Source organism: Legionella sp. PATHC032 (assembly GCF_026191185.1).
Lineage (GTDB): Bacteria > Pseudomonadota > Gammaproteobacteria > Legionellales > Legionellaceae > Legionella.
In genome coordinates this window covers 2,983,255-3,008,144 of record NZ_JAPHOV010000001.1, presented here as the reverse complement: position 1 = coordinate 3,008,144, position 24,890 = coordinate 2,983,255, and the positions used below count along the sequence as shown (strand labels likewise).

Genomic DNA, 24,890 nt, shown 5'->3' with positions numbered 1-24,890 from the left:
CTATTATTGCTCAGAAGGAGAGCCTTGACTTGAAAAATCAGCAGTGGGTTGAGCGGCTTTTAAGTTTTGCAATAGCATAATGCTATTGGTTAATAATATTCGTTCTTGTATTTGCCTGTCCAAATACATTTGATAATTAATTTCAGCCAGCAATACCGCTATTTCTTTTTGAACTGTAGCAGGGGATGCGTCATTAATTTGTTTAATCCATTGTTGGTTTGGTTGTCCAGGAGTATTGGAGGCGGTTGGATCAAACAATCGTCGAGTAGCCATATTGAATTCATTCAGCGCCTGGCTCGTGATATTAGCATTACTTTGGTCTGCACTCATATTTTGAGGTAACCTTTTGGATAAAATATAGTAGAGGTTGCTCACGCCCACAGAAGTTTGCGCTGCATAAACACGCAAATTATTAAAATAACCGCTCAATGTTGCGGCTGCTTGTTTTTGCTGGACTTCATTATAACCTGCAGAATTCGGTTTGGCAGTGGCTTGATTCCATAGCTCACTGTAGGCACTCAACTTAGGTAAGGACGGCGGAGTGACTTGAGCGCTTGCGTATCTGATAAAATTAAGCGCTTGCTGGGCTTGGCTTTTTGCCGTTAATCCAGAATCTTGCCCAGATTGTGACGCAGCGGTATCCATCAGTAACGGGGCAATCAGAGAGTTACTGTTTAGTTGACTTATGAGCGCTTGATTGTATTTGTAGGAATAAAAAGCAGGCGTTGAACCAGATGTTTGTGCCGGGGGTAAAGTGCCAATTACATTTTGCATGACCAGATTTTGATACATGAGGTTACAATTGGGCAACCAGTTCTTTTGCTCATTGTCCATACAAAAACTGTAATCCGGGGTGCCCAGAATGTTGAATACTGCCTGACTGACTGGGTCATTTAAATAAGTCCCGGAGGTTGTGATTTGAGGCGCTGAAAAAATGCCGGGTGTGGTGGGTGTTTGGGCACTAGCTGTTGATTGATCTATTAAACCGTTAGCCGTAATTTTCCCATCTGCGCCGGAGGATGGGGAGCTGAAATTTTGATATTTAAAGGTATTGTTTGCCAAATTATTAATTAATGAATTTCCTTGTACCTTATCGGTAACAAAATTCATTAAGCTCTGGGACATGGCATCGACAGGGATAGCGCCCAAAAAGGTATTATAGGCGTAATTTTGAATGAGTTGGACTACATTGGAATTGAATAATTGCGAATAAGGCGGGTTTGGGGCTTTGTTGGATTGAGTAATATCATACCCTAAATATTTTCCCAGGTTCGTCAGGTAGGTCACCAGATTGGACGTGTTGGTGCTCGTCTGTTGTCCAGATGGGTCAGCAGGTTGAGCAAAAACAGATAAAGTGGTAAAACAAAACAGATTGGCCAAGGCCAGTTTAGGTAGTACTTTCATTATTCATCCCCTTCGAGTGCTCGTAAAACGAGTTTTAGACGGTATTGGCAAAAAACTCGTGATAATAACCTTAGTCTTTCAAATACAATATTGCGTTTTAGAAAAAAACCTGCCGGGTCATTGCTACTTAAACTGGTTTCTTCCGCATGGATTAAAACCCGGGAGGCGCTACCAGGATGGACTGTGTCTATTGCTTGGAGCAAACGTAAACCTCTTCCTGATTTGATATTTCCAACGATACGAATAAATTTGTCTTCTTCTGCTAACAAGCCCAAGTCAATTTTTTCAATATCATCAAGTTCTTGCCCTAACTGTTTCATCGCTTCTTCCATCTCAGGATTTCCATCAAGAGTCCAGTTTTCTACACTTTCCATAAAAGTGATAACCCTGTAAATCATGGGGTCAAGGTACTCAAACCAGTACTTTGCGGCGGCTTCATGGCTTAAATCAGGCATTATTTACTCTTTTTTTACTGAGATACGTTGATAGACGAAACAACTACTTAATACTATAGTATATTATGATATATAAAAGTCCATTACTTAAAATTGTGAAAAAGTAAAAAATATGAAAAAGAAATCAGGATCAAGGATCGTAAGAGTTTTTACAAGGATTATTAATGTTCGCAAATGGTTCGATTGGGACAGAATGAAGTCATTGACCTTATATTTGGTCAATGGCATTAAGCGGTTATTCATACCTCAGGAACCAACCCATGTGGAATCATTTGATGAAGCAGCCAGTAAATTAAAATTGAGTGAAGCTGATTTGATCATCAAACAAAAAGCCTTATTCAGACTAAGTATGATTATGGTTATCGCTGCTTTTATGCTACTTATTTATACAGGTTATCAATTTTTATACGGTTCATGGAAAGCTACAATAATAAGCTTGGTTGTGGTTATGATCGCATTGGTACTAGCCTTTCGTTATCATTTTTGGTACTACCAGATTAAACAACGTAAATTGGGATGTACCGTTAAAGAATGGTACAGGCAGGGGTTATTGGGTGAGAAAGAATGAATAAATTAGCTATTACGATCCTCCTTGGCTTTTTTCCTGCGCTTGCACTGGCTGATAATGGAGCTTTAAGTTTCGCTCCCCCGGCAAGCGATTTGTCCGTTGTTTTTTTAGGTAACCTGTTTGGTGTAGTCGATGGGGTATTGCACGGAACGGGAAGCCAGATAATGGGCAATATGTTTGGTGTTTTTAACTCCGCTGTCCTTGCTCTGGGTGGTATCATTATCATGTATACCCTTATGGTTTCGACCATGAACACGGCTCATGAAGGGCAAATGCTCGGGCAAAAATGGTCTTCCATCTGGATTCCTCTTCGCTCCACTTTCGGCTTGGCTTTGTTAATACCTAAAGCATCTGGTTATTGTATGATGCAGGTATTTTTTATGTGGGTTATTGTGCAAGGCGTAGGTGCGGCCGATAAAATATGGGAAGCCGCATTGAGTTATCTCAATCGGGGTGGTGTGATAATACAAGCCCAGGCTGATCCAACCAAGAGCTTGCAGGCAGCGGGGTCTCCGTCTTCAGGTATTGCAAAAGGGGCGTTGATTATATTGTCTGGTCAAGTCTGCATGTTGGGTTTGCAAAAGCAATTACAGGCGCAAAGGGATCTTTATTTGAGTCAAAGTAATAGTCCTCCTTGTGGGGGTAATCCTACTCCTGAAATGAACACTTTTTGCCGTACAGCGATTCCTGATTTCATTAGTACAGTGAATTTTGTTAAGAAGCAAACTGATGACACTCCCAAAGATTTAACAAAAGACCAACCTAGCTCCTTTTCTCTGGATATGCCAAATTTCGATAAAAGTTCACCATTTTATTTCTTAAATGGGATTTGCGGCACAGTCAAATGGAATAATATTTCTGCTTTAAATTCAACTAATCAAAGTAACAGTGCAGGTCTTGTAACAGTAGGCCAACCGGGCACCAATCCATCCATGGGTAATAACAACATAAGTGTTACTTCTTCCCAGCTGCAAACCGCCCGATTGTCTCGCGCGATTGCCATACAGCAAATGTATGTGACTTTGTCTACTGTGGCACAGGTGATGGTTAATAATGATCCGGCATTTTCAACAACCACGTCCACCGGAAACTCAAAAAATGATTTTTCCGCTATTGCCAAGCAGCAGTTTGGGGTTCCGTATAAAGCAAACGGTGAGGCCTGCACGAATTATCAACAAGTTTGCCAAACATGGGGATCGGTACCCAGCTCCACTGGCTCTACTACGGGTGTACTGTTTAATGGCACAGAATTTTTAGGGGCGATTAGTGACTATAATGGCATTATGATGCCTACTCTGAATCTAATAAGACAAGCTACGTCCAAAGAATTTGATAAAAAATCTCGTGACTTTATCGCAGAAGCCAATGCCAAAGGATGGATGATGGCCGGATCTTACTTTTTTGATTTGGTGAAACTCAATGGAAGTGCAACAGAGTTTGCCGATAAATTTGATACAGGAACAGGTCTCGATGGGAGTATGTTTGATCCAACGCAGCTCACCAAACCCTTTGGAAAAACGTGTCAGGATCCCTATTCATTATTGTGTACCTGGTTTCAAAACAAGAGTGATAAACTGGTTCAAATCCAGTCCCTAATCGATGGCGTACCCGCTTTAGGTCAGGATGGGGTCAAGCAACCTGAGCTTAGTGATAATCCTCAACGACCGTCTGTGGATGGGCCATTGTCTTCAACAGTCTATGGATTTGTCAACAATTCCATGATGGTTCAATTGCCGGGTCAGCCGGGAATAAAACCGTTGACGTTTGCTAATCTGATTAATTTTAAAGTCGATACTTCGCTTTATTATATGAAGCACCAGGATTTTGATTGTGGCAGGGTGAAGATTTTGTTCTTCTCGTTTTGCCTTGGCCGCATGATGGGCGACTTATTTTATAACTATGTTTTCAGGTATGTGTACAACTTCTTTCTAGCCATATTTGGGGAAATGATTAATTCCATCGTCATGGCCTTTTTAATGATTCCTTTACAGGGCATGAAAGATATTTTCATAGTGGGAGTTCAAACGCTGACACAGCCTGGAGTAAATCCTATTGTCGCATTGGCTAATATGGGAACGATGTATATTAATTTTTCTGGTACTTTGTGGCTAACGCTGTTGAATATGGCAGTGGTCAGTTCATTAATACCACTTTTTGGTATCTTTATCTTTGCCTTGATTATGATGGCTATGCCTTTGTTGATGGCATGGATAGGGACCATGGTATCCATAGGATTTGTTACAGCATATTACGTACCCGTTTTACCTTATATGATTTTTACTTTTGGATCATTTGCCTGGCTGATAGCTGTTATAGAAGCTATGGTGGCAGCACCTATTGTCGCATTGGGCGTTACACATCCAGAAGGGAATGAGGCTTTTGGTAAAGGTGAATTCGCTATTATGATTTTGGTGAATGTCTTTTTAAGACCTTCTCTGATGATAATAGGATATATTACAGCGATTGCCTTGTCCTATGTTGGCGTATGGATTTTGAATGCCGGATTTGATCATGCCATTTCCTACATTCAATCAGATCAAGGAATTGAAACATGGCAAAAAGGCACCAGTTCAAATAAAGTAGAGAGAGCTTTCCAGAGCGCCGGGAACTGGACTGGAGCAAAGATGGATACATCGCAATGGGATAATTTTGGATCCAAATTGAGCGGTGATTATCAATCAACTGCATTAGAAGGTGGGTATACAGGCTGGGCAGGAGTATATGCTTTCTTCTTCTCCATCTTAATTTATACCAGTATGTATTTAATTATTGTACAAAAAGCCTTTACATTGATTGCTCACCTGCCAGATAAAGTGCTGAGATGGATAGGTGGTAGTCCGGAATCTTTCGGTCAAGAAACAATGCAATGGGGTGAGGAAGCCAAAGGTAGAGTTGAGAAAGCAGGCGAAGCTACTTATGGGGCTGAGAAAGCTATTGGCGACAAACTGGGGGCTAAAGGGCAAGAGATGCTTGGCAAACTGGGGCCTCAAGCTAAAAAGATTTCGGAAAATGCGGGTGATGTTTCAGGGAAAGGTAAGAACAGTGGAGGCAGCCAGACTGGACCAAGTTCGAAACCGGATACAGGCCAACAACTGGGCGGTTCTGATAGTAGTACCCCAACCAGTACCCCACCTCCCGAATAATATTCTAAAACAATATAATAAGAAGGGCTCGCAGGAGCCCTTCTTATTATATATGGGCAGTTAATTTTATTAAAACTTTGGCAGGTAGCAATTAATGCTGTTTGGGCGGCCTTTTAAAAGGAGGATTAATATGTTAGTCACGAAGGAAGTGGAATATGAGGACGGTGAGACTGTATGCAAAGGTTTTATTGCCTATCATTCCAGTGTCTCAAAACCATTACCTTGTGTCATGGTTGCTCATGATTGGGGGGGGCGTGGAGAGGGAGCTTGTAACAAAGCGAGGCAGCTTGCTGGCATGGGGTATATTGGATTCGCTATAGACATGTATGGAAATGCCAAGCTAGGTAAGGATAAGGCAGAGAAAAGAGCTTTAATGACTCCTTTCAGAGAAAATAGAGGGAAGTTAATCACTCGTATAAATGCGGCCTTCAACAAAGTGGTGCAGTTGCCTGAAGTGGATAGTGAGAAAGTGGCTGCTATTGGCTATTGTTTCGGTGGTTTGTGCGTATTGGACTTGATACGTTCCGGGGCACCACTTAAAGGAGTTGTCAGTTTTCATGGGGTATTATTACCTTTGGAGGGTGAGAGTAATAAGTCATTAAATGCGAAAGTATTGATATTACATGGTTATGATGATCCCTTAGTACCAATTGAGCAAGTTAACCAGTTCGCTATTGAAATGACGGAAAGGAAAGTGGACTGGCAGGTTCATGCTTATGGCCAAACAGCTCATTCGTTTACTGACCCTAGTGCGAATGATGATGAAATGGGACTGCATTACAATAAATTAGCAGATCAACGATCCTGGCAAAGCACTCAATTGTTTTTGCAAGAGTTATTTGCATGCAATAAATGAGCACCCCAGGAACGTTTGCAACACAGCAATAAAATGAAAGAGGCAGGCTAGGTAAGAGATATATTGGAGCTTTATAAATTGAGTAATGTGACGGCATTGGAGAGAATCAGCTCCTCCATGCGCTTTGCGGATAAATGCAATTCATTAAATATTTTTTTTGAGAAATGCAGCCATTCAGGAATATCCATTTGACTGGGTTGTCCTAAATCCGAGCTGTAAATGACTCGAGGGAGATGAGTTAATACTTGAGAAAAATCTTGTTTGTCTTGGTACCCAAGAATAAAAGTTAAGGCAGTCTGTTCCACCCATAACCATTCATTTTTAATCAATTCATTGAGTTCGGTGAATTTTAAACCGGTTAAAGGATTAGATGGTTGGCTTAATAATAATGAAGGAACATCATATTGATTACAGGCATCAATCAGTCTATAAATCTCATCTCTCGAGGCAAGACCTGAGGTTAAAACAATAGGGTAGTCCCGGGTCATTTTTAAAATATCTATCACTTCTTTGCGTAGTTGTTGTTTTGATCCAAACAATGTTTCACCCTGTTGAGTATATTGTTTTACATTATCGTGAGTTAATTCTCTTGATAGTTTTGATTGAAGTTTACGACCTGTGATGGTTGGGAAGTCAACAATCATTTTACCCGAAAAAAGAGGTTGATATTCACTCAAGGCACGGATAACCGCTCTATAATTTATTCCTCCATTGATATGATTTAACACAACAGAAGGAAAAACGGGCAAACCCATTTCTTGCGCAATAGTTGCCTGAACACCAGTGCTGCCAATATGACTTTTTAAAACGACCGCACCATATAAAGAGTGATACAATCTTCCCGCTCCAATTACATTTCTGCGACGAATATAAAGATCAGGGGCGGCATGGTAGTGTATGTCTATGAATTTAAATTTTTCAGGCGAAAACACTATGACTCTCTTTTTTTATTAATACCTAACCAGGGTTGTTCATAGTAATAATCTTCTCGAGCTTGCTCAAGTGTGGAACCTGATGCAATAGCTGTCTTAATGCGTTCCTCAGTTAATCTTATGGCAATTGCTTTATTCATTACCTCCTGAAGGTGATCATTTGGGATCACCAAGACTCCATTGTCATCAGCAAAGATAATGTCGCCAGGATTTATTGTAACTCCATTAATGGATAAAGGGCATTGTTCATTGGCTTTGTAAACGCGATTCTTACCAGAGCACATATAAATTCCTGTACAAAAAACAGGGTAGTTTGTTGAGCGAATTGATTCGACATCTCTCACTGCCCCATGCACAACAGTGCCCATGATGTTATTTCTCAATGCGGTATGTGTTAACAGGTCACCCCAAACGGTGCAATCAATTTGACCATTGTTGTCAATGACTATTACCGAATGTCTGGGAACCTTGTCTATATAGTTTGCGGCATTATGGAAGGCCGTTCCTTTTTTTTCTCTGGGTAAGTATTGGATAGTATAAGCAGGCCCGATAATTTTCATTCCCTGTGATAACGGTTTTATATTCAATAATCCGCCTTTGATTCCACAAGCGTCCAGGGCATCAGAAATTTCTGCAGAATTACAATTTATTAATTGCTGAAGCAAGCTGCGCATAGTATCAGACTCAATTAAATTTTCTTTAGGGGTGGGATTAAGATCCCTGGATAAACAAGAGGCATTCAATCGCGCACAATGTTCAATCACTGCATTCGCCATATCTGTCGTAGTGGCATGCCCACCCAGATCATAAGTAATAAAACGCTTTTCCTTTATGACTTGCATTACGGCATTGACTATTTTTTTTGCTTGGTCAGGATAACCAAAATGATTTAACAGCATGCTAATCGTTAAAAACATAGCCGATGGATTGGCACAATTTTTTCTCATTCTTGGCCCGCTTCCATGTACTGGCTCAAAATAACTCCCTTTATCGCCAATATTGGCACTGGGTGCAAGGCCTAATCCCCCCATGACTCCAGCTCCGACGTCGGATAAAATATCACCAAACATATTTTCCGCGACGATTACTCCAAATTTTTCTGGGCTTTTTATCAACCATAATGCTACGGCATCGACATTGAGTATGTCCGCCTGGATTTTCGGGTATCTTTGGGCTGTGCTTTCAAAAATTTTCCTGGTAAATTCGCCGCTTTCTCTAAGAACATTTGGTTTATCTGCCAAAGTGACTCTATGCATGCCGGTTTGCATGGCATGATTAAAGGCAAAATCAAATAAACGGGTTAAACCGGATTTTGATTGCAATCTTAATGCGCAACTTGCTTCATCGGCTGGAATCGTTTGCCAATGTTGGCTTTCTGCTAATAAACTATGTATAGCTTTTGGTAAAGGAAAATAATCAAATCCGCAATACAATCCTTCGCTATTTTCCCTAATGATACAAAAATTAAACGGCTTTGATTGCTCATCAATGGAAAAACAGGGACGAACATTCGCAAAAAGATCCAAACCTTGTCTTAATTGAATGACGGGAGAAACATAATAAGGGTTGCTCTTTTTAAGCGCATTGCTTAATTCCTGTTTGGCTTCACGTTGCGGCTTGCTGGTAATCGCTCCTAGTAAAACGGTGTCAGAGGACGCTATCAATTGCCATGTTCTGGAGGGTATTGCTGTTCCTTCTTTTTTCCAAAATTCCCAGCCAATATCACCATAATTCAAGATTACAGGAACATCAAAGACTCCAAAAACAGGAAGTGCTGCTTCAGTCACTTCAACCCCTATGCCATCACCTGCTAATACAGCAATTTTTATGGGGTCAATGGGTTTCATGATTTAAGACCTTTAATATCACTTCTTTACAAAAAGAGGGGTTGCTTTCCAGAACTCTCATACTTGCTTCTGGAACTACAATCAATTGGCCACATGATGGTTCTATCACGTTATTGGTATTAACCAGTTGTGATTTTTCACCTATTAAATGAAGGTGATTCACCTTACAATTATTTAAAATCGAGACGCAATCTGTGTTCAATACTTTGGTTAAGCCAAAAATAAGTCTCTTGATCGCAAGTTCCCTATTTAAATACTGCAGTGAAGTAACAGGAATGGAATGAGGGGCGTAAACTGCTTGATAGAGCGTGGACAATGCCTCTTCCAATTTATTTTGCGAACAGAGCGAGATGACTTTTTCAAGTTTTTCTCTTAAGGAGGAATCTGCAAATGTGGGTGTGGAAAAAAGAATAATTTGTTTTTTTTCCCCGTTCAATATGGAAAAACATTGTTGAAGAATAACACCACCAAAAGAAAAGCCAACAAATGCATCATAAATTTTGATGAGTTGTTTTAGTTGATTTTGCCAAATTCCATAATATTCTTCATCGGGACACTCTTGCTGCTTGACAAGAGGATCAAGACATTCAATGGAGTAATAAGGATTAAGAAAAGATAAATTCTGGCTTAAGTGCCTCAAACCAGAGGTTTGAGTTGAAACCGGACCGATAACCAATAATCTTTTTTTTCCCATTGTACTCTCTATTTGTTCCTGAAAGATCTATGATTTTGCCGGCTTAATCCTGAAAAGATGTCGCAGCTCTATATTCCTAATATTAGAAATGTTCTTATTTCCTAGAGGTTGCCCGATTTATAGCTTTTCAGGTCTGCTGTAGACAGATCAGAAATCCCTCTTATGAATTCATTCATTTCAATAGGTTCCTGGCCTATTTTCAAGGCCTTTCTTACATAGTTTGCCGCTGTCAATACATCTTCCAAATTGTATTTTCTTATATTGTTCGCATGCAAATAAGCGATAAAAAACTCAGTTTTTAGATTACCTGTTCCCTTGCCCATTCCTGCCAGTGAGGCATCAATAAAATGAACCCCGGCGTTTACCGCTGCAAGAGCATTGGCTTGCGCCAAACCAAGGTTATCATGAGCATGAAATCCAAAAGAAATTTTATATCGACTGGTGTATTTTTTATATAGGTTATTTATCTTGTCAGGAAATAAGCTTCCGTTAGAATCAGCAAAATAGATCATATCCGGTTCGTGTTTGCTTACTTCCTCAATCAAACTATCCAGTTCACTTTCTGTATAATAAGAAATATGGATAATGTTCACTGAGGTTTCAAAATTCAAATTCTTAGCCAGTTTAATCAAAGGGATAGCGTTTACAAGATCATCTTTTGCTATACATATTCTTATTAATTTTACACCACAATTTTTTAGCTCCAACAGATCTTGTTCGTTTACATTATGAGGATGAACCATCACTGCAATTTTTGCTTTTTTTATGAGAGATTGGCAATACAGAAGATAATCTTGGGGACACATCCCGGCTCTCCCTATATTTTCAATAGAGTGAAGAGAGCCATTACGGTAGCCAATTTCAATGTATTCAATACCCGAATTATCAAGAGGAAGTAGTATTTGTTTTAAATCATCATCTTTAAAATGGAAATTAGTTCTATGTCCACCATCTCTTAATGAGGCATCTAAAATCGATACAGGATTCATTTAATACCTCGTAATAATAATTTAACCTCATTATTATTAAGTATAAACTTTAAAAGACCACTTGCAAAATGAGCATGCTCAATATGTTGTTCAATTAAGCACTTCAATCTCAAATTTCTTTCATTGAGATTAGTGAATTATCAGAATTTCAGGACTTACGAAAAACGCCAAGGTCGAGGCAAAAAATGTTTTTAATGAGGGAGTTTAGATACACTAAATGACCGAATTAAAAATCAGTTTTTAACGAAGAGATTGGGGTTTTGCGTAAGTTCTGAATTTATCATGGAGTTAAATACATTCGTTGCTTAAAGTTATAGACAACGTTTTTACACACCCTTAATCTTAGATCAAGCCCAGAACTGTAGGCATACTCTGATCTGCTCCCTCTCCCACGCCAGGAATTTGAGTAGTATGATGATGCTTTTTCGCGGGAGAGGGAGCAGCTCGGAATAATCTGAAATATCCGGGCTCAGATTCAGCCTGGAAAAGCTATAAAAAACTTTAGGGACGTTACCTACTTTACCAAATAGCTAAAAGAATTAATCCCATAATGAGAATAAGAATAGAACTACGGACATAAAAAGCGGTAGGTTGGTTGCTGTAGATAGAATAGAAATAGGCCCAAGGGTGGCGGGTTATAAAACTACGCATAATTTTTTTTGTTACTTTTTGAGGAGCTCCTTTCATTGGGAACTCATGAATTCGAATACTGGGCTTATGATTCACTTCCAGTATGACGCCATTTGATTGTTCTATAGGAATATTGATAATATCCGAACATTCCACATCTATCCCAACCAGTTGCAAGTCGAGTACTTTGGACGCTTGAAGCAATAACTTACGATTTTGTTTGCACATCCTCTTGTTTATGGTGATATAGGATCCACCTCTTGTCGCATTGCTTGTATAGCATAAAACAATTTGTTCCCCAAAGGAGGGAATATAATTTTCTGTTATGCCCAGCTCTTGAAGTTTAATCTGAGCTTCGTCATCTAAAGTAATTTCACCCAAGGCTTGATTGATTCTTTTTCTGTTTAAATTTTCCAGTTTAATTAACTCATGTATGGGGTGTACCCTATCGCCAGTTACGGTGGCTGGATAACGTTGCACTACGCCAAGAATACGCTGATTAAATACCAATACGCGGTAAGAGTTTAGTTTGCCGTGGAATTCTTCTATTATTAAGCACTGATAAGAGGAAAAATATTTTGTTAAATGATTTTCCAGTTCTTCCCATGTTTTTATATTACATAAAACACCGATTCCCAGCGAACCATCTATTGGTTTAATGACCAAGGGAAAGTTTAATTGTGCAATTTTATCTTTATGTAAATTCCGTTGAAATTCACTAAAATTTAAAGAAATGGCTTTGGGAACAGGAATACCGGCTTTTTCCAATAATTTAGAGGTGCAATATTTATCAATAGCAATATTGGCACTACAGCTGTTATTAAAAGGAGTTTCATTCTTGCAAAAATGGTAGTTATTCTTACCTAATTTCAGTATAAAACCATCGAATTCCTCAACGGGTATTACTGGCAAGAACAACTCCTTCGCGCTTTCAAAATATTGCTGTGCATTCCTCTCTATGGTAACGTCTCCCTGGAATAATCAAATGCAATAGTAGAAGGATATAGTATCATAACTGTAAAAATCGCTATATATCTCTGCTTGAGAACGTTTACTTTATCTCTGGTTTTTATTTACCTATCAGCTGGATGAGAAAGAAAGGTTAACGATACTAGGTTACCAGAAAATAGCTTATAGTTTATGGGCAACATACTGAATCTTTATTCTGAAAAATAGGACATTTTAATGAAGCCATCTGTTTACCTGACCAACCAATTTCTAGACCCAATCATTCCTATGCTGATTCCTGATTGGAACATTATTCATGGTTGGAAAATGGCTTCGGGAATGGATTCATCCCAGGTTGTGGCTTTGGCCACAACGGTATGGGATCAAATTGACCATTCGTTTTTAATGCAATTTCCTAACTTAAAAATTATTAGCCACCTGGGAATAGGAACGGACAATATTGATATTAATTTTTTAAAACAAAATCATATTCTTCTCCATTCACAACCTAATGCGGGTGTTCATGATACAGCAGAACTTGCAATTGCTTTATTGTTAACACTGACGCGGAGGATAATTCTAAATGATCGTTATACCCGAAATAATGAATGGGTTGAGAAAAGGCCACGTTTTCTTGGCAATCATTTATTAGGAAAGCAATTGGGATTGGTTGGATTCGGTCAAATTGGTGAAAAGATAGCGCAATTTGCAGAGCCTTTCGGGTTAAAAATTGCTTATACGGCCCGAAGTCAAAAAAGTAGCCCTTACTTGTATTGTCCAACTGCCGCAAGTTTAGCATCGATTAGTGATTTTTTAATCATTTGTTGTTCCGGTGGTATTGAAACACAACATTTAATTAACAAACAGGTTTTAGATAATTTAGGGGCAGAAGGATATTTGATTAATGTTGCTCGAGGGAGCATTGTGGATCAAAATGCGCTGATTGATGCTTTGCAAGACCATGCAATCGCTGGTGCCGCATTGGATGTATACCAGTATGAGCCAGAAGTTCCTTTGGCTTTAAGGCAGCTTGATAATGTCGTCTTATCACCGCATATGGGCAGCTCAACTAAAGAAAATTTAAACCAGATGTTTCAATTACAGGCAAAACACTTAAACCAATATTTAAATGAATTTTTAAGGAAAAAAGAATCCTATCACCCTCTTTTTGAAGAGGGATGATTATTTTTTGTTCAATATAAGGATATATTATGACCAGCACTTACATTTTAAATACTAATGACAAGGCAAGAGAGCGCCTTTCTCTGCAACATCAATTGTATGCCAAAAGCAGCTTGGATTTACTTGCTGAGATTGGGTTTCCAAGGAAAATGACTGCTCTGGAGATAGGGTGTGGCTCCGGTGATATGACGCTCGAATTAGCCAAATTAATTGGCCCGGAGGGCGCTTTACTTACTATGGATTTGAGTCCGGATCAATTAGATTATACCCAACAACGAACCAGAGCCTACAGCAATATACGGTTCAAGTTATGGGATGTTAATCATCTTTCCGATTTGGGGGAAAAGTTTGACTTGATATATTGTCGAATGGTTTTGCATCATGTGGCTGATGCCCGTTCTGTCATTCTTCAAATGAAAAATTGTCTTAATTCTGGCGGTTTCATTGTATGTGAAGAACCTTCTTTATTTGATTCTACATTTTGTTCACCTCCCTCGTCAGCCTATGATCAGTTTACTCAGTGGGCTAAATCATGTTTTAGCAAAAGCAATCGGGATGTTCAGGTCGCCCATCGATTGGAGCAAGAGTTTTCATCCTGTGGTTTAGAAATAAAGCATTGTTCCTTATTTCAACCCTTGCTCAGAACTCACAAAGAAAAACTAATCTATTCAATGGCGCTTGATGATTTGACCCCCCGGCTTTTAGAGCTTGGTATAGCTAAAAGAGAGGAAATTGAACAATTACATGATGAGCTTGAGGACTTGGCGAAAACAAATTCTACCATGTGCTGGATTAGAATGCATAGAATAATAGCCAAACGTAGTGAATAAATAATAAAAAACAGGGGCGGGCTGTAAGACGTCTAGCCAACCCCTGTTTTTGATACAATTTCCAAATTTTTTATCCTTGTTTCAATCGACACGTGAAAGGGTTGAGGTAAGCTTTTAATATACGCAATTACCGTGTCATGATCACTTTGACCAAGATGGATTATTTTCCCTCTTTTCATAACCGAGAAAATGCCATTCCCGCTGGCCAGAAAATCTGAAGTGGCTATGGTATACATTTTTTCTCTAACTAATGGTTTGTTTTGATGCCTAATCTCAATTATTTTATGTCCCAAAGGTTTATGTGAGTCATAGGTATAAGTAAACCCGGAAATTTGTAACATATTGATATAAGAGCCCATCCATTGTTGCTCTAACAAGTCATAAATATCATTTCCAGTTAAGGTAATTGTGACTATCCTGTTGGAAAAGGGCAAAACAGAATAGACATTTCCCCAGTTAACTTCTCCTGCTTTTAAATCATCACGAAGGCCACTGGGATTAGTGATCCCCAGATCGGTATTCATGACGGTTCTATAAGCATCTGCAACCAGATTCCCTAAGCTCGACTCTCCATCTTCATTTTGTTTCCTGAGTAGATCATATTCTGCAGTGCCTACATGACTATTTATTATTGGCCCAATTTTATCTTCTGCCAAGTTAACAATTTTCAAGGCTTGAGGATCTGGATTTGTTCCAGGCCATCGATTAGCATAAGTTGTAATAATTTTGGCTGATTTGTTTTTTATTGTATGGTTTTTGGCATCGATTTGCAGGGTAACTTCAGCAAAAGCAGTACTGTAACTATTTGCTTGTGTGGTCAAGATCTTGTGTCCATTGCGATTAGGAAGGAGCGCATTGAGAAACTGATGGGTATGCCCGCCCATAACCACGTCGATTTCATCACCAAGGGAATAGATGATTTCTTTAATATGGCCTTCAACTGTTGAGGAAGTTTGGGTATCTCCCTCATAAGGAATTTGATTTCCACCCTCATGAATCAGAACAATGATAATATTGACTCCTTGCGCTCTAATTTCCGGGATGTAATGATTAATGCTTTCTGCTTCATCTAAAAATTTAATTCCCTCTGCATTGGAAGGAAACATGGAGTCTGCCGCATCTTTTAAAACAGCACCAATAAACGCTACGGGAATATTTTGTATCAGTTTAATTGTGTAGGGTGGGAAGATAGGTTGTTCTGACTTGGCGTCAACAATATTCGCAGAAACATAAGGATAAGAGGAGCCTGGATAATTGGGTAATGAGATCCATGAATCGGTCGGTGGATTATTGGTACCATAAATTAAGTCGAACATGGCCTTTTGTCCTTTATCAAACTCATGATTTCCTACAGTGGCAACGATATTGCAAAGCGGATTCATTCTTGATTCGGGCTTGCATTGATTATTTCCCAAGCTATTGATGAATAAAATAGTGGGTTCATCATTCAACAGTCCTGAAGAAGGGGGGGATGCCCCAACCAAATCACCCATGATGGTGATGACTGCCCGATCTTCCATTCCCAATTGAGCTTCTTTAAGATAGGCAGCCAGAACAGCTGCCCCGCCGACAGGCTCATTTTTTACGGTTCTTCCACTACTTATTTGACCATGAAAGTCGTTAATACCTAAAATTTTTATGTTGAGAGTTGGCGAATCAGCTCTGTGTTGATTGGCGGAGGCCCAGCTCAGAGAAGAGCCTAAAAGGCTGATTAACAAAATAAATAAATTAAAATAATGGTATAGGTTTTTCCTATGAAACATCATGAATCGAATCCTTGATCTTGATTATTTTGCTATGAGGTATATCAACGATTTTTCTATGACAAGCACAAGAAGATTAATTTTGATTATTGTTGATATTCTTTGGCTCCGGCGATGATTAATTTGTAAACTCGTTCGCTGATAATCCCTTGTTCAAATTTCATTTTTGCGTCCCAAGTCATTAATTGCCCTTTTTGCCTCACTAATTTACGAGTGGCTGAAGTCACTTCGTTGGGATCGCCCTCCAACAGAATATCCCTCACTTCTTCATCGAATACCAAATATTCTCTGAGAGCTACTCGTCGCTCATCAACGGTAGGAACCAGCTTTTGCCAAATGCAAAGCCTAATTGTTTCAAGAATATCGATGGTTCTGCCCAAACGCTCTTCCCCGCTAAAAGACGTGACCAGACGTCGCATCGTTTCTGCAACACCGGAAGTATGCAGGGTTGTGTAGACAGGGTGACCAGTTAAAGCTGCTTCAAGAGCGGCACTGATGGTTTCTGCATCACGACACTCACCCACCATAATTAATCTCGGTTTTCGTCTTAATGCGTTTCTTACGCCATCAGCAAAGTTGGGTAAGTGTCTTGGAATCTCTGATTGGCTTACTACAGCAGAAATAGTTTCAATTTCATCATAGACGAATTCTATCGGGGATTCGTAAGTTAATACTTTACGGTTTGAGTCTGATGTTTCAATCAGTTCTCGAATAATGGAAGCTAGCAATGTCGATTTACCTGAACCGGTAGCGCCTGTAATAAACACGATTCCTTCCTGTGGTGCAATCGCTTCAATAATGTTATCAGGGAGGTTCATGGTGCTGAGTTTGGGTGGTGTGGTTGGAATGGTTCTTAATGTGATCTGAATGGCATCATGACCTTCAACCAGGCAGGCAGTAGCGTTAACCCTATATCGATAGCGGACGCCACGATTAGGGCGAAACTCATAATGAGTGTCTATATCTTTACCGGAAAGTAATTGTGTGGTGGCATTCGGGCCATAAATGGAATTAATAAGATCGCCCAATTCTGTATTGGAAAGACGTCGATTTGTAATTTTAAGGAGTCTTCCATAAACTTCTGCGAAAATGGGCTCTCCTGTTTGGATTGTAATATCTGAAGCATTCAGACTTTCTGCATGCTCCAGCATTCTGTCCATGAATACAGGAGTGAAACGAGTTGGCTCATCGGGCATTAAATTAATATTATCCATAGACATTAACTTACTGGTGCTATAATAGGTTGCCAGGATTTGTTCGTTATAACAATTTTAGCCTGATTTGCCAGTTTTTCCATATTTTTGAAACGTTCCAGAGCATTTTCATCCTTGGCTACTGCCGCTCTCCATTCCGCACTATTAACATTAAGTTCAGGTAAAGCTGTAATGCGCAAGACTCTGTCATCGATATGAATTTCTGAGCCATCCCCAGTTACGCCCAAGTCAGTATGAGAAACATAAGGAGGAGATACCATGTTCATTGCCAGTAGTTTTCTATAAAGAATCATACCGCCGAAATCTTCTTTAATGCGGGCAATGTTTTCTTCCAAAATGGTATTTGCCTGATCTATACCATTTTTCCACCCTCTTTCAGTATAGATACACCATATTTCTTTTTCAGCCTTGGTTTTGGGGAGTAGAGTCACATTAGGTGCTTCTGGTTTCACATAATCCATCCATAAATATTGTCGCCAGGTAGGTGGAGTGGTAATAAAATGAGCTTGTTTTGCTACTTTATAAGTGCGATCTGAAATACGAATACTTTGAGCATCTGCAAGATTCAAAGTATTTCTTCCCTCAAGTAATACAGGAGGTAAAATATTATGTTCTAGAACCAGAGAATTAAAATCATAAATTGCATCAAGATTTCTTGCCTGTTTGTTTAATTGCTCATCAATTATTTTCGCTCTCCAGGCTAATCCTGCCTGGGCGCCAACACTTAAAGCGGTTTCCTTAAGGGCCATCTCGCGAATTTTACCCATTTTCTGTTTCTTTTGAGCTCGAGTGTATTTTGAATCAGCCATGGCTTGAAGCCCTGCCAATGAGCCAGTGTCCCCGTAATGATTACGAGAAGAACAGGCTACCAGGAGAGCTGATAGCAAAATAGATAAACTAAGAATAAATTTTCGCATAGCGCAATTCTACAACCTGACTGTTAGGATACACATGAATACTGGCTTTTTTTCCAGCTTGATAATCAATATCTCTAAGGATCTCCGCCAGACTCTCATCTTTGGTACTGATGCTGATTAAAACTGGAACGGAAGGAGACTTTCCTAAAACACGAAATCTGAAATGTGCTGCTTTTGCGATACGCGCAGTCAATTCTTCAATGGGACCAGACCAATCGACACTGGCTCTTGCTTGCAAGTTATAAGCATTAGGTATAGTTAAAGTATTATCTTTACTTGGCGGACTAATTACTTTTTCAACTTTTGCCATTTCAAGCATTGAATCACTGACCGAAACAGCAGCTTCTGCTAACTTAATCGTCGCATCATCACTAGGATTATTTATGGGTGGTTTTTTAAATTTCATTGTCCCAGCGCAACCAGCAAGGAGCGCTGAAAAAATAAACATCATGACAATCTTATTGTTGTTCATTCAATGTTCTTTACCATTTGGAAATATTAGTTTGATTGAAACAGGAGGAAGGCTTGTTGTCAAGACATTGTTTGTTAGAGTTTTTCAAATAATCCATAAATGACTTGACCGGCTTGTTTTAATTTCAATTGTTTCCAAAGATCTGCTTTTACTTCAATAGGAGTAGAGGATTCAATGTAGACAAGCCCTCCTTTAACAAGAAGGTTATTGGTTATGATATTCTCAAGACATTGAGGAACATAGTTGAGAGCGTAGGGAGGGTCTAAAAAAATCAGATCGAACAGCTCGGTGCTTTGTTTAAGGTAATTTAACGTATCTGTTTTTATAAGGTGTAAGTTGGGGCTATCAAATTGACGAATGGTATTTTGCAAACCGGCATGAGCCTTAGGTGATTGTTCGATAAAAACGACAAGAGATGCTCCTCTGGAATAGGCTTCAAGCCCCAACGCTCCACTACCTGCAAAAGCATCCAGACAGCGGGCATTTTTAATATCATTCATTAACCAATTAAAGAGTGTTTCCCGAACTCTATCTGGAGTTGGTCTTAGGCCATTTACATCGGGGAAATGTATTTTTTTTCCCCGATATAATCCTCCGATAATCCGTATTACCTGCTTCAAGATTGTCCAACCGTTACCAGGAGTAATTTTTCAGGATTCACCTGTTGCTGGAAGGCGTGCTTGATTTCAGTGTCGGTTACAGCATTGATTTTAGCGACATAGGTATCCAGATAATTATCAGGTAAATGGTAGAATGCCATTCTTAATAGCAGGTTTGCAATGTTGGTATTGCTTCCTAACGAAAGAGGAAAACTGCCTGTGAGATATTGTTTCGCTGAAGCCAGCTCCTCCTTGTTAGGTCCATTTTTGATAAATTTTGTCAGTGTGTCCTGGGTAATGTTCAGTGCGTTTCTGGCTTCGGAGTTTTTTGTTGATAAACTAATGATAAAAGGTCCTTCACCTAACATAGGGACAAATTGGCTATCGATTCCGTAAGTCAAACCTCGTTTTTCTCTTACTTCAGTACCCAGCCTGGAAACTAATGTCCCTCCACCTAAAATATAATTCCCAACCATTAACGGAAAATAATTTTGATTATGATGATCTATTCCTATCTGTCCCAAACGAACTATCGTTTGTGACGAAGGAAACGGGACATTAACTTTTTCTGCATCAGTCAGATGTGATGCTTTAGGAATTGTTGGTGCTGGCTCTCCTGCGAGGAGATCCTGGGTCAGTTGTTCTGCCAATTGATGAGCTTGAGAACTGTCAATCGCGCCAACCATGACTAATATGCCGTTTTTAGCAACAAAATATTTTTTATAAAAATCAATAACCTGATTTTCTTTGATGGCATTGAGTGACTCAATTGTTCCATGCACTGGATGGGCATAAGGATGTTCTTGATATAAGGTTTTAAAAAAGTTTTGAATGGCTACATCATCTGGTGATTCTTCGGTTTGTTCAACAGCCATGAGAAGTTGATCCTTTTCTCTTGCGAAGGCTTCTTTAGGAAAATCAGGATGACTGATAATTTGGCTAAAGGTTTTGGTAGATTGCTGCAAGGCCTCTTTGCTGGTAAGAGTTCTTAGGCTTAGGACAACCATATCCCTACTCGTTTCGGCATTAAATTGTGCTCCAGTGTCTGCTAAAGCTTCCGCAATAGTCGTTGCGTCTTTACCGGAATTGCCTTGATTAATCAAATTGGTCGTTAATGCACTTAAACCAAAATATTTACCATCATAGGCAGAGCCAGCGGCAAATGCCAAACTGATGTCAAGCATAGGTACTTCCATGGCCTGATAAAATATAACTCGCACCCCATTTTTAGTCTGCCATTTTTCAGTTTTGAATGAATTGGCGAATAGATTGTGAGAAAAAATTATACTAAACGAAATGATAAAAGCTCTTAAAACACTCATGGTCTTACCTCTTCTTGCCTGATTGGCTTTAATTCTGCAACAGTCATGTTATTTTCTTGAAAATATCGTTGCGCAACTTGCTGAATTTGCTCGGGAGTTATTTCATTGATAGCTTTGGTGTACGTTTCCGTATTTTTCCATCCCAGGCCTATTGTTTCTAACAGTCCCAGTTCCATGGCTTGACCAAAAATAGAATCTTTTTCAAAAGTTTTTTGTGCTATGATTTGATTTTTAACTCTTTGTAATTCCTGGTTGCTAACAGGCGCTTTTTTTAAGGCATCCAATTCGGCAATTAATGCTTTTTCCAGATCTTTTATTTGATGATCTTGGCTAGGCGCCCCATAGACAATAAATTGGCTTTGATACCTTGAATAGAGGTTATAATAGGCTTCTGCACCAGTGGCTACTTGATTGCCTCGCACCAGGTGTTTAGCAAATCGCGCACTTTCCCCGGCATCAAGTATCCCAGCGATAATTTCCAAGGCATAAGGCTCCCAATGATTTTTAGCAGTTTTTACACCAGGTACAGTATAGCCAATTAACAGTAATGGCAATTTCGCTGGTGCGTTAATATAAACCATTTTTTTACCGAGCGCGGAAGGTTCGTGCTGGGGTTTACGAGATGCTATCGGGCGTTTGGCTATTGAGCCGAAATAACGTTCAGCCAAGGCATGCACTTTCTCAGGATTCACATCACCTACTACTACTAAGGTGGCATTATTTGGTGCGTAATAACTTTCGTACCATTTTTTTAAATCCTCTACTTTCATGTTCGTCAAATCATTCATCCATCCTATCACCGGGTGATTGTATGGCGCTGTAAGATGCGCTGTGGCCAGAAAACGCTCGAAAGCGAGTGCCTGCGGGTTATTGTCAGTACGTAAACGTCTTTCCTCTTGAATGACTTTAATTTCTTTAGCGAATTCCTCGCTATCAAGCAGTAAATTATTCATGCGATCGGCTTCCAATTCGAAGCTTGTAGCCAGATGAGCTGCATCTAGTTTTTCATAGTAGGCGGTATAGTCATTGTTTGTAAAAGCATTTTCCTGGCCTCCCAATGCAGCAATTGTTTTGGAAAATACCCCTACTGGATATTTGGGAGTTCCTTTAAACATCATGTGTTCTATAGCATGAGAAACCCCAGTGATGCCTACAGGCTCATCAGCTGAACCTACATTATACCAAATCATGGATACTACTACTGGAGCTCGATGATCTTCTTTAACCAGTACTTTTAAGCCATTGTTTAATGTATATTCCTGGATTTGGCTAAAAGCCTGAAATGAGAGTAGCATCATAAGAGAAATGAGTAATTTGTGCACAATGTCACCTCAAAGCTAAAAAGATGATAGAATTTCATATTTTTAAGGAATTGTACACTAAAATGATTAAATGGTTTAAACGAAATCAAAATTCCGAACCAAATTTGGATACTGAAGAACAACAGGCTCATGCCGAAAACAGCATGGAATCGGGGCTTGAAGAGCCCCAGGAACTGGCTGTAAAAGAGCCTTCGCCAAAAGAAAGTATTTTTGCCCGGTTTAAGAAAGGCCTCAGCAAAACGCGCCATCAATTGGGGGAAGGCATAAGTCGGCTACTATTAGGTAAAAAAGAAATCAGCCAGGAGTTACTCGAAGAACTCGAGACCTTATTGATTACTGCTGATTTGGGCTTGGATACCACCCAAGAAGTATTGAAGCAATTAAATGAAGGCCTGGCAAGAAAGCAACTGTCTAATGGCGAAGCAGTTTATCAGACTCTAAAGGCAAATTTGCAAAAGATTTTGAGTCAAGAAGAGAAACCGCTTGCCATAGAAACAGAAGATGGTTCTCCTTTTGTCATTTTAATGGTTGGTGTCAATGGCGCCGGTAAAACAACCACGATTGGTAAATTAGCCAAACAATTCCAAAAGCAGGGAAAGAAAGTGATGTTAGCTGCTGGTGATACGTTTCGTGCTGCTGCTGTGGAACAATTGCATGTGTGGGGCGAAAGAAATGGCATACCTGTTATTGCCCAGCATACAGGCGCTGACAGTGCCTCAGTAATTTTTGATGCCCTTCAGGCTGCCAAAGCGAGAAAAATAGATGTTTTAATTGCTGATACAGCCGGACGTTTGCATACCCAAAGCAATTTAATGGAAGAGTTGAAAAAAGTGAAAAGAGTAATGCAGAAACTCGATCCCAAGGCACCTCATGAAACCATGTTGGTATTGGATGCGAGTATTGGGCAGAATGCCTTGGTCCAGGCAAAACAGTTTCATGAAGCAGTACAATTAACTGGAATTACTATGACCAAGCTTGATGGAACAGCCAAAGGCGGGATATTATTTGCTATAGCGAATGATTTGGGGATACCATTTCGTTATTTAGGGGTGGGGGAGGGCATTGAGGATTTGAGGCCCTTTGACGCAGCGCAATTTGTTAGTGCAATATTCGATGATGATCACATTTGACCAGGTTAGTAAACGTTATCCGGGTGGCTTTGAGGCATTAAGCCAAGTTAATTTTTCTTTGCAAAAGGGAGAAATGGCTTTTCTTACAGGCCATTCAGGCGCTGGCAAAAGCACCTTGCTCAAGTTGATTGCTCTTCTTGAATGGCCGACATCGGGTCAATTAACAGTCAATGGTTTGAAATTAAATCATCTTAAAAAGCGAGATGTTGCCGCCCATCGCAGCCAGTTAGGCATTACTTTTCAATCCCCTCAGTTGCTGAATGACAGAACTGTTTTTGATAATGTTGCCCTGCCCTTGCAAATTCAAGGAGTTGCTTATCCTATGATTGCCAAAAGGGTACATGCCGCTTTGGATATGGTTGGATTGTTGAGCAAAGAGAAAATGTTACCAGTTCACCTGTCTGTTGGTGAACAGCAACGAGTCGGTATTGCTCGTGCTGTAGTTCATAAACCTGCGTTATTATTGGCAGATGAACCTACCGGTAACCTGGATCCAAAGCTTTCTTCTGAGATAATGAAAATTTTTGAACAATTTAATCAGGTTGGGGTTAGCATATTAATTGCAACACATGATTTGGCTTTAATAGCCGGAATGAAACATCGCATCGTCATGCTGAAAGGAGGAAGGCTTTGTTAAAACGATCACAATCTCTTCTTGCCTATCATTTGCAAGCTGCAGCTAATAGTCTGAATCTTTTTTGCCGTAAACCGCTAGCAACCATGATGACTGTCATTGTTATTGCCATCGCTTTGGCGTTACCCACGCTTTTTTGGGTATTCACAGACAATTTAAGTGAACTAACCAATCGTTGGCAGCGAGGGGGGCACATTTCCCTGTTTTTGAAACCTTCATTGTCGGAAGCGGAGCAAACATTGTTACTTGAAAAAGTCCGTACTACGGAAGGAGTAGGTCAGGCAAATATCAAATCCGCTGCAGATGGATTATCCGAGTTAACGCAACAAGAAGGCATGCAGGACATTATGCGGTATCTTCCTGAAAATCCTTTGCCTGCAGTTATTGAAGTAGTTCCTGCATTAGTTATAGATTCTCCTGCAAAGTTAGATTTATTATCTCGAAAACTGCAGACTTTTCCACAAGTAGCGTTAGCGAAACTGGATATGGAGTGGATTAATCGATTGCACGCCATCTTAGGTTTTTCTGGCAAGGCAGCAAATGCTTTAATGGCCTTACTGGCTTTGGCAGTAGTATTTATTATTGGTAATACCTTGCGTCTGGACATTCATAATAGACAAGAAGAAATTAAAATTTTAAAACTGATTGGCGCAACAGATCCTTATATCATTCGCCCTTTTTTATATTCAGGAGTTTGGTATGGGGTAGCTGGCGCGCTTTTAGCCATTTTTCTGGTTAATATTTTTATTCTAACCTTAGGTGTTGCCGTGAATCAGTTGGCTAATGTCTATCAAATGCACTATCCTTTGGCTTGTTTATCACTACGGCAAATCTTGCTACTTGTGTTATTTGCTATTATACTCGGGTGGCTCGGAGCCTTATTGTCTGTTAAACGACAATTGGCTTCTGTTGAGCCTTACAAATAATGTATAATATTAGTTGATGAAACATTTGTTTTGGTCAATATTTGGTCATGTCCGGGATATGCTTATAAACCGTAAAAAACCTTTATTAAGAGGTTTAACGATTTATAAAACAT

At 39.6% G+C, this 24,890-nt stretch carries 22 protein-coding genes; 8 read left to right on the top strand and 14 right to left on the bottom strand.

Going from position 1 to position 24,890, the window contains the following annotated elements; genetic code table 11:
* Nucleotides 1–3: 3 nt before the first annotated feature.
* Complete coding sequence (icmX, locus tag OQJ02_RS13410) at nucleotides 4–1,404, bottom strand: type IVB secretion system protein IcmX (protein ID WP_265719498.1); 1,401 nt, start codon at nucleotides 1,402–1,404, stop codon at nucleotides 4–6.
* A complete protein-coding gene (icmW, locus tag OQJ02_RS13405; protein WP_265719497.1) occupies nucleotides 1,404–1,859 on the bottom strand; it encodes a type IVB secretion system protein IcmW in 456 nt (151 codons plus the stop codon). Before icmW ends, icmX begins: the two co-directional genes overlap by 1 nt.
* A 112-nt stretch (nucleotides 1,860–1,971) precedes the next feature.
* Between icmW and icmV the strand changes: the two genes are divergently transcribed.
* The 3 genes from icmV to OQJ02_RS13390 all read left to right on the top strand — a co-directional run bounded on the left by icmV (nucleotide 1,972) and on the right by OQJ02_RS13390 (nucleotide 6,426).
* The gene (gene icmV, locus OQJ02_RS13400) at nucleotides 1,972–2,427 is read left to right on the top strand and encodes a type IVB secretion system protein IcmV (protein WP_265719496.1); all 456 of its coding nucleotides are present in this window, start codon (nucleotides 1,972–1,974) and stop codon (nucleotides 2,425–2,427) included.
* Nucleotides 2,424–5,570: a type IVB secretion system protein DotA gene (gene dotA, locus OQJ02_RS13395; protein ID WP_265719495.1), complete on the top strand. Its 3,147-nt coding sequence runs from the start codon at nucleotides 2,424–2,426 to the stop codon at nucleotides 5,568–5,570. The genes icmV and dotA overlap by 4 nt, the downstream gene beginning before the upstream one ends.
* Before the next feature lie 130 nt (nucleotides 5,571–5,700).
* Nucleotides 5,701–6,426, top strand: coding sequence for a dienelactone hydrolase family protein (locus OQJ02_RS13390; protein WP_265719494.1), 726 nt, complete (start codon nucleotides 5,701–5,703; stop codon nucleotides 6,424–6,426).
* A 71-nt stretch (nucleotides 6,427–6,497) separates the two neighbouring features.
* Here the strand turns inward: OQJ02_RS13390 and OQJ02_RS13385 are convergent, their stop codons facing one another.
* The 5 genes from OQJ02_RS13385 to OQJ02_RS13365 all read right to left on the bottom strand — a co-directional run bounded on the left by OQJ02_RS13385 (nucleotide 6,498) and on the right by OQJ02_RS13365 (nucleotide 12,430).
* Nucleotides 6,498–7,358: a DUF6282 family protein gene (locus OQJ02_RS13385; RefSeq protein WP_265719493.1), complete on the bottom strand. Its 861-nt coding sequence runs from the start codon at nucleotides 7,356–7,358 to the stop codon at nucleotides 6,498–6,500.
* On the bottom strand, nucleotides 7,358–9,205 hold the full coding sequence (locus tag OQJ02_RS13380) for an isocitrate/isopropylmalate family dehydrogenase (protein WP_265719492.1): 1,848 nt from the start codon (nucleotides 9,203–9,205) through the stop codon (nucleotides 7,358–7,360). Before OQJ02_RS13380 ends, OQJ02_RS13385 begins: the two co-directional genes overlap by 1 nt.
* Nucleotides 9,192–9,899 (bottom strand): hypothetical protein, encoded by a 708-nt coding sequence (locus tag OQJ02_RS13375; protein WP_265719491.1) that lies wholly within the window; start codon nucleotides 9,897–9,899, stop codon nucleotides 9,192–9,194. The genes OQJ02_RS13380 and OQJ02_RS13375 overlap by 14 nt, the downstream gene beginning before the upstream one ends.
* 101 nt (nucleotides 9,900–10,000) lie before the next feature.
* On the bottom strand, nucleotides 10,001–10,888 hold the full coding sequence (locus tag OQJ02_RS13370; protein ID WP_265719490.1) for an aldolase catalytic domain-containing protein: 888 nt from the start codon (nucleotides 10,886–10,888) through the stop codon (nucleotides 10,001–10,003).
* A gap of 519 nt (nucleotides 10,889–11,407) precedes the next feature.
* A complete protein-coding gene (locus OQJ02_RS13365) occupies nucleotides 11,408–12,430 on the bottom strand; it encodes a UDP-N-acetylmuramyl peptide synthase (RefSeq protein WP_265719489.1) in 1,023 nt (340 codons plus the stop codon).
* A 273-nt stretch (nucleotides 12,431–12,703) separates the two neighbouring features.
* Here OQJ02_RS13365 and OQJ02_RS13360 point away from each other — a divergent pair, with 273 nt between their 5' ends.
* Nucleotides 12,704–13,648 (top strand): NAD(P)-dependent oxidoreductase, encoded by a 945-nt coding sequence (locus OQJ02_RS13360; protein ID WP_265719488.1) that lies wholly within the window; start codon nucleotides 12,704–12,706, stop codon nucleotides 13,646–13,648.
* Nucleotides 13,649–13,677: 29 nt separating this feature from the next.
* Nucleotides 13,678–14,478 (top strand): class I SAM-dependent methyltransferase, encoded by an 801-nt coding sequence (locus tag OQJ02_RS13355; protein ID WP_265719487.1) that lies wholly within the window; start codon nucleotides 13,678–13,680, stop codon nucleotides 14,476–14,478.
* Between the two features lie 32 nt (nucleotides 14,479–14,510).
* Here OQJ02_RS13355 and OQJ02_RS13350 read toward each other — a convergent pair whose 3' ends face one another.
* From OQJ02_RS13350 to OQJ02_RS13320, 7 genes are all read right to left on the bottom strand, one after another.
* Nucleotides 14,511–16,244 (bottom strand): bifunctional metallophosphatase/5'-nucleotidase, encoded by a 1,734-nt coding sequence (locus OQJ02_RS13350; RefSeq protein ID WP_265719486.1) that lies wholly within the window; start codon nucleotides 16,242–16,244, stop codon nucleotides 14,511–14,513.
* Between the two features lie 83 nt (nucleotides 16,245–16,327).
* Nucleotides 16,328–17,461: a Dot/Icm type IV secretion system ATPase DotB gene (gene dotB, locus OQJ02_RS13345; RefSeq protein ID WP_011216546.1), complete on the bottom strand. Its 1,134-nt coding sequence runs from the start codon at nucleotides 17,459–17,461 to the stop codon at nucleotides 16,328–16,330.
* Nucleotides 17,461–18,372 (bottom strand): type IVB secretion system protein DotC, encoded by a 912-nt coding sequence (dotC, locus tag OQJ02_RS13340; protein ID WP_010948375.1) that lies wholly within the window; start codon nucleotides 18,370–18,372, stop codon nucleotides 17,461–17,463. Before dotC ends, dotB begins: the two co-directional genes overlap by 1 nt.
* Nucleotides 18,353–18,844, bottom strand: a complete 492-nt coding sequence (dotD, locus tag OQJ02_RS13335) for a type IVB secretion system lipoprotein DotD (RefSeq protein ID WP_265719485.1) — start codon at nucleotides 18,842–18,844, stop codon at nucleotides 18,353–18,355. Before dotD ends, dotC begins: the two co-directional genes overlap by 20 nt.
* A 74-nt stretch (nucleotides 18,845–18,918) precedes the next feature.
* Entirely contained in the window at nucleotides 18,919–19,464 is a 546-nt protein-coding gene (gene rsmD / locus OQJ02_RS13330; protein WP_265719484.1) for a 16S rRNA (guanine(966)-N(2))-methyltransferase RsmD, read from the bottom strand.
* A complete protein-coding gene (locus OQJ02_RS13325; RefSeq protein ID WP_265719483.1) occupies nucleotides 19,461–20,765 on the bottom strand; it encodes a M16 family metallopeptidase in 1,305 nt (434 codons plus the stop codon). The genes rsmD and OQJ02_RS13325 overlap by 4 nt, the downstream gene beginning before the upstream one ends.
* On the bottom strand, nucleotides 20,762–22,087 hold the full coding sequence (locus tag OQJ02_RS13320) for a M16 family metallopeptidase (protein WP_265719482.1): 1,326 nt from the start codon (nucleotides 22,085–22,087) through the stop codon (nucleotides 20,762–20,764). The genes OQJ02_RS13325 and OQJ02_RS13320 overlap by 4 nt, the downstream gene beginning before the upstream one ends.
* A 62-nt stretch (nucleotides 22,088–22,149) precedes the next feature.
* Between OQJ02_RS13320 and ftsY the strand changes: the two genes are divergently transcribed.
* From ftsY to ftsX, 3 genes are read left to right on the top strand one after another with little or no spacing between them, the layout of a single operon-like run.
* Complete coding sequence (gene ftsY, locus OQJ02_RS13315; RefSeq protein ID WP_265719481.1) at nucleotides 22,150–23,217, top strand: signal recognition particle-docking protein FtsY; 1,068 nt, start codon at nucleotides 22,150–22,152, stop codon at nucleotides 23,215–23,217.
* Nucleotides 23,204–23,854 carry a cell division ATP-binding protein FtsE gene (gene ftsE / locus OQJ02_RS13310; protein WP_027222817.1) on the top strand — a complete coding sequence of 217 codons (651 nt, stop codon included), beginning with the start codon at nucleotides 23,204–23,206 and terminating at the stop codon, nucleotides 23,852–23,854. Before ftsY ends, ftsE begins: the two co-directional genes overlap by 14 nt.
* A complete protein-coding gene (ftsX, locus tag OQJ02_RS13305) occupies nucleotides 23,848–24,777 on the top strand; it encodes a permease-like cell division protein FtsX (RefSeq protein WP_265719480.1) in 930 nt (309 codons plus the stop codon). The genes ftsE and ftsX overlap by 7 nt, the downstream gene beginning before the upstream one ends.
* Nucleotides 24,778–24,890: the final 113 nt, after the last annotated feature.

Bases quoted from the DNA above. Each gene is read 5' to 3' on its own strand.
- OQJ02_RS13390 (WP_265719494.1), top strand. From the start codon at position 5,701: ATGTTAGTCACGAAGGAAGTGGAATATGAGGACGGTGAGACTGTATGC.
- OQJ02_RS13380 (WP_265719492.1), bottom strand. From the start codon at position 9,205: ATGAAACCCATTGACCCCATAAAAATTGCTGTATTAGCAGGTGATGGC.
- dotB (WP_011216546.1), bottom strand. From the start codon at position 17,461: ATGTCTATGGATAATATTAATTTAATGCCCGATGAGCCAACTCGTTTC.
- OQJ02_RS13360 (WP_265719488.1), top strand. From the start codon at position 12,704: ATGAAGCCATCTGTTTACCTGACCAACCAATTTCTAGACCCAATCATT.
- ftsE (WP_027222817.1), top strand. From the start codon at position 23,204: ATGATCACATTTGACCAGGTTAGTAAACGTTATCCGGGTGGCTTTGAG.
- icmV (WP_265719496.1), top strand. From the start codon at position 1,972: ATGAAAAAGAAATCAGGATCAAGGATCGTAAGAGTTTTTACAAGGATT.
- icmW (WP_265719497.1), bottom strand. From the start codon at position 1,859: ATGCCTGATTTAAGCCATGAAGCCGCCGCAAAGTACTGGTTTGAGTAC.
- ftsY (WP_265719481.1), top strand. From the start codon at position 22,150: ATGATTAAATGGTTTAAACGAAATCAAAATTCCGAACCAAATTTGGAT.
- dotD (WP_265719485.1), bottom strand. From the start codon at position 18,844: ATGAACAACAATAAGATTGTCATGATGTTTATTTTTTCAGCGCTCCTT.
- OQJ02_RS13355 (WP_265719487.1), top strand. From the start codon at position 13,678: ATGACCAGCACTTACATTTTAAATACTAATGACAAGGCAAGAGAGCGC.
- OQJ02_RS13350 (WP_265719486.1), bottom strand. From the start codon at position 16,244: ATGATGTTTCATAGGAAAAACCTATACCATTATTTTAATTTATTTATT.
- OQJ02_RS13370 (WP_265719490.1), bottom strand. From the start codon at position 10,888: ATGAATCCTGTATCGATTTTAGATGCCTCATTAAGAGATGGTGGACAT.
- icmX (WP_265719498.1), bottom strand. From the start codon at position 1,404: ATGAAAGTACTACCTAAACTGGCCTTGGCCAATCTGTTTTGTTTTACC.
- OQJ02_RS13375 (WP_265719491.1), bottom strand. From the start codon at position 9,899: ATGGGAAAAAAAAGATTATTGGTTATCGGTCCGGTTTCAACTCAAACC.
- OQJ02_RS13325 (WP_265719483.1), bottom strand. From the start codon at position 20,765: ATGAGTGTTTTAAGAGCTTTTATCATTTCGTTTAGTATAATTTTTTCT.
- dotC (WP_010948375.1), bottom strand. From the start codon at position 18,372: ATGCGAAAATTTATTCTTAGTTTATCTATTTTGCTATCAGCTCTCCTG.
- dotA (WP_265719495.1), top strand. From the start codon at position 2,424: ATGAATAAATTAGCTATTACGATCCTCCTTGGCTTTTTTCCTGCGCTT.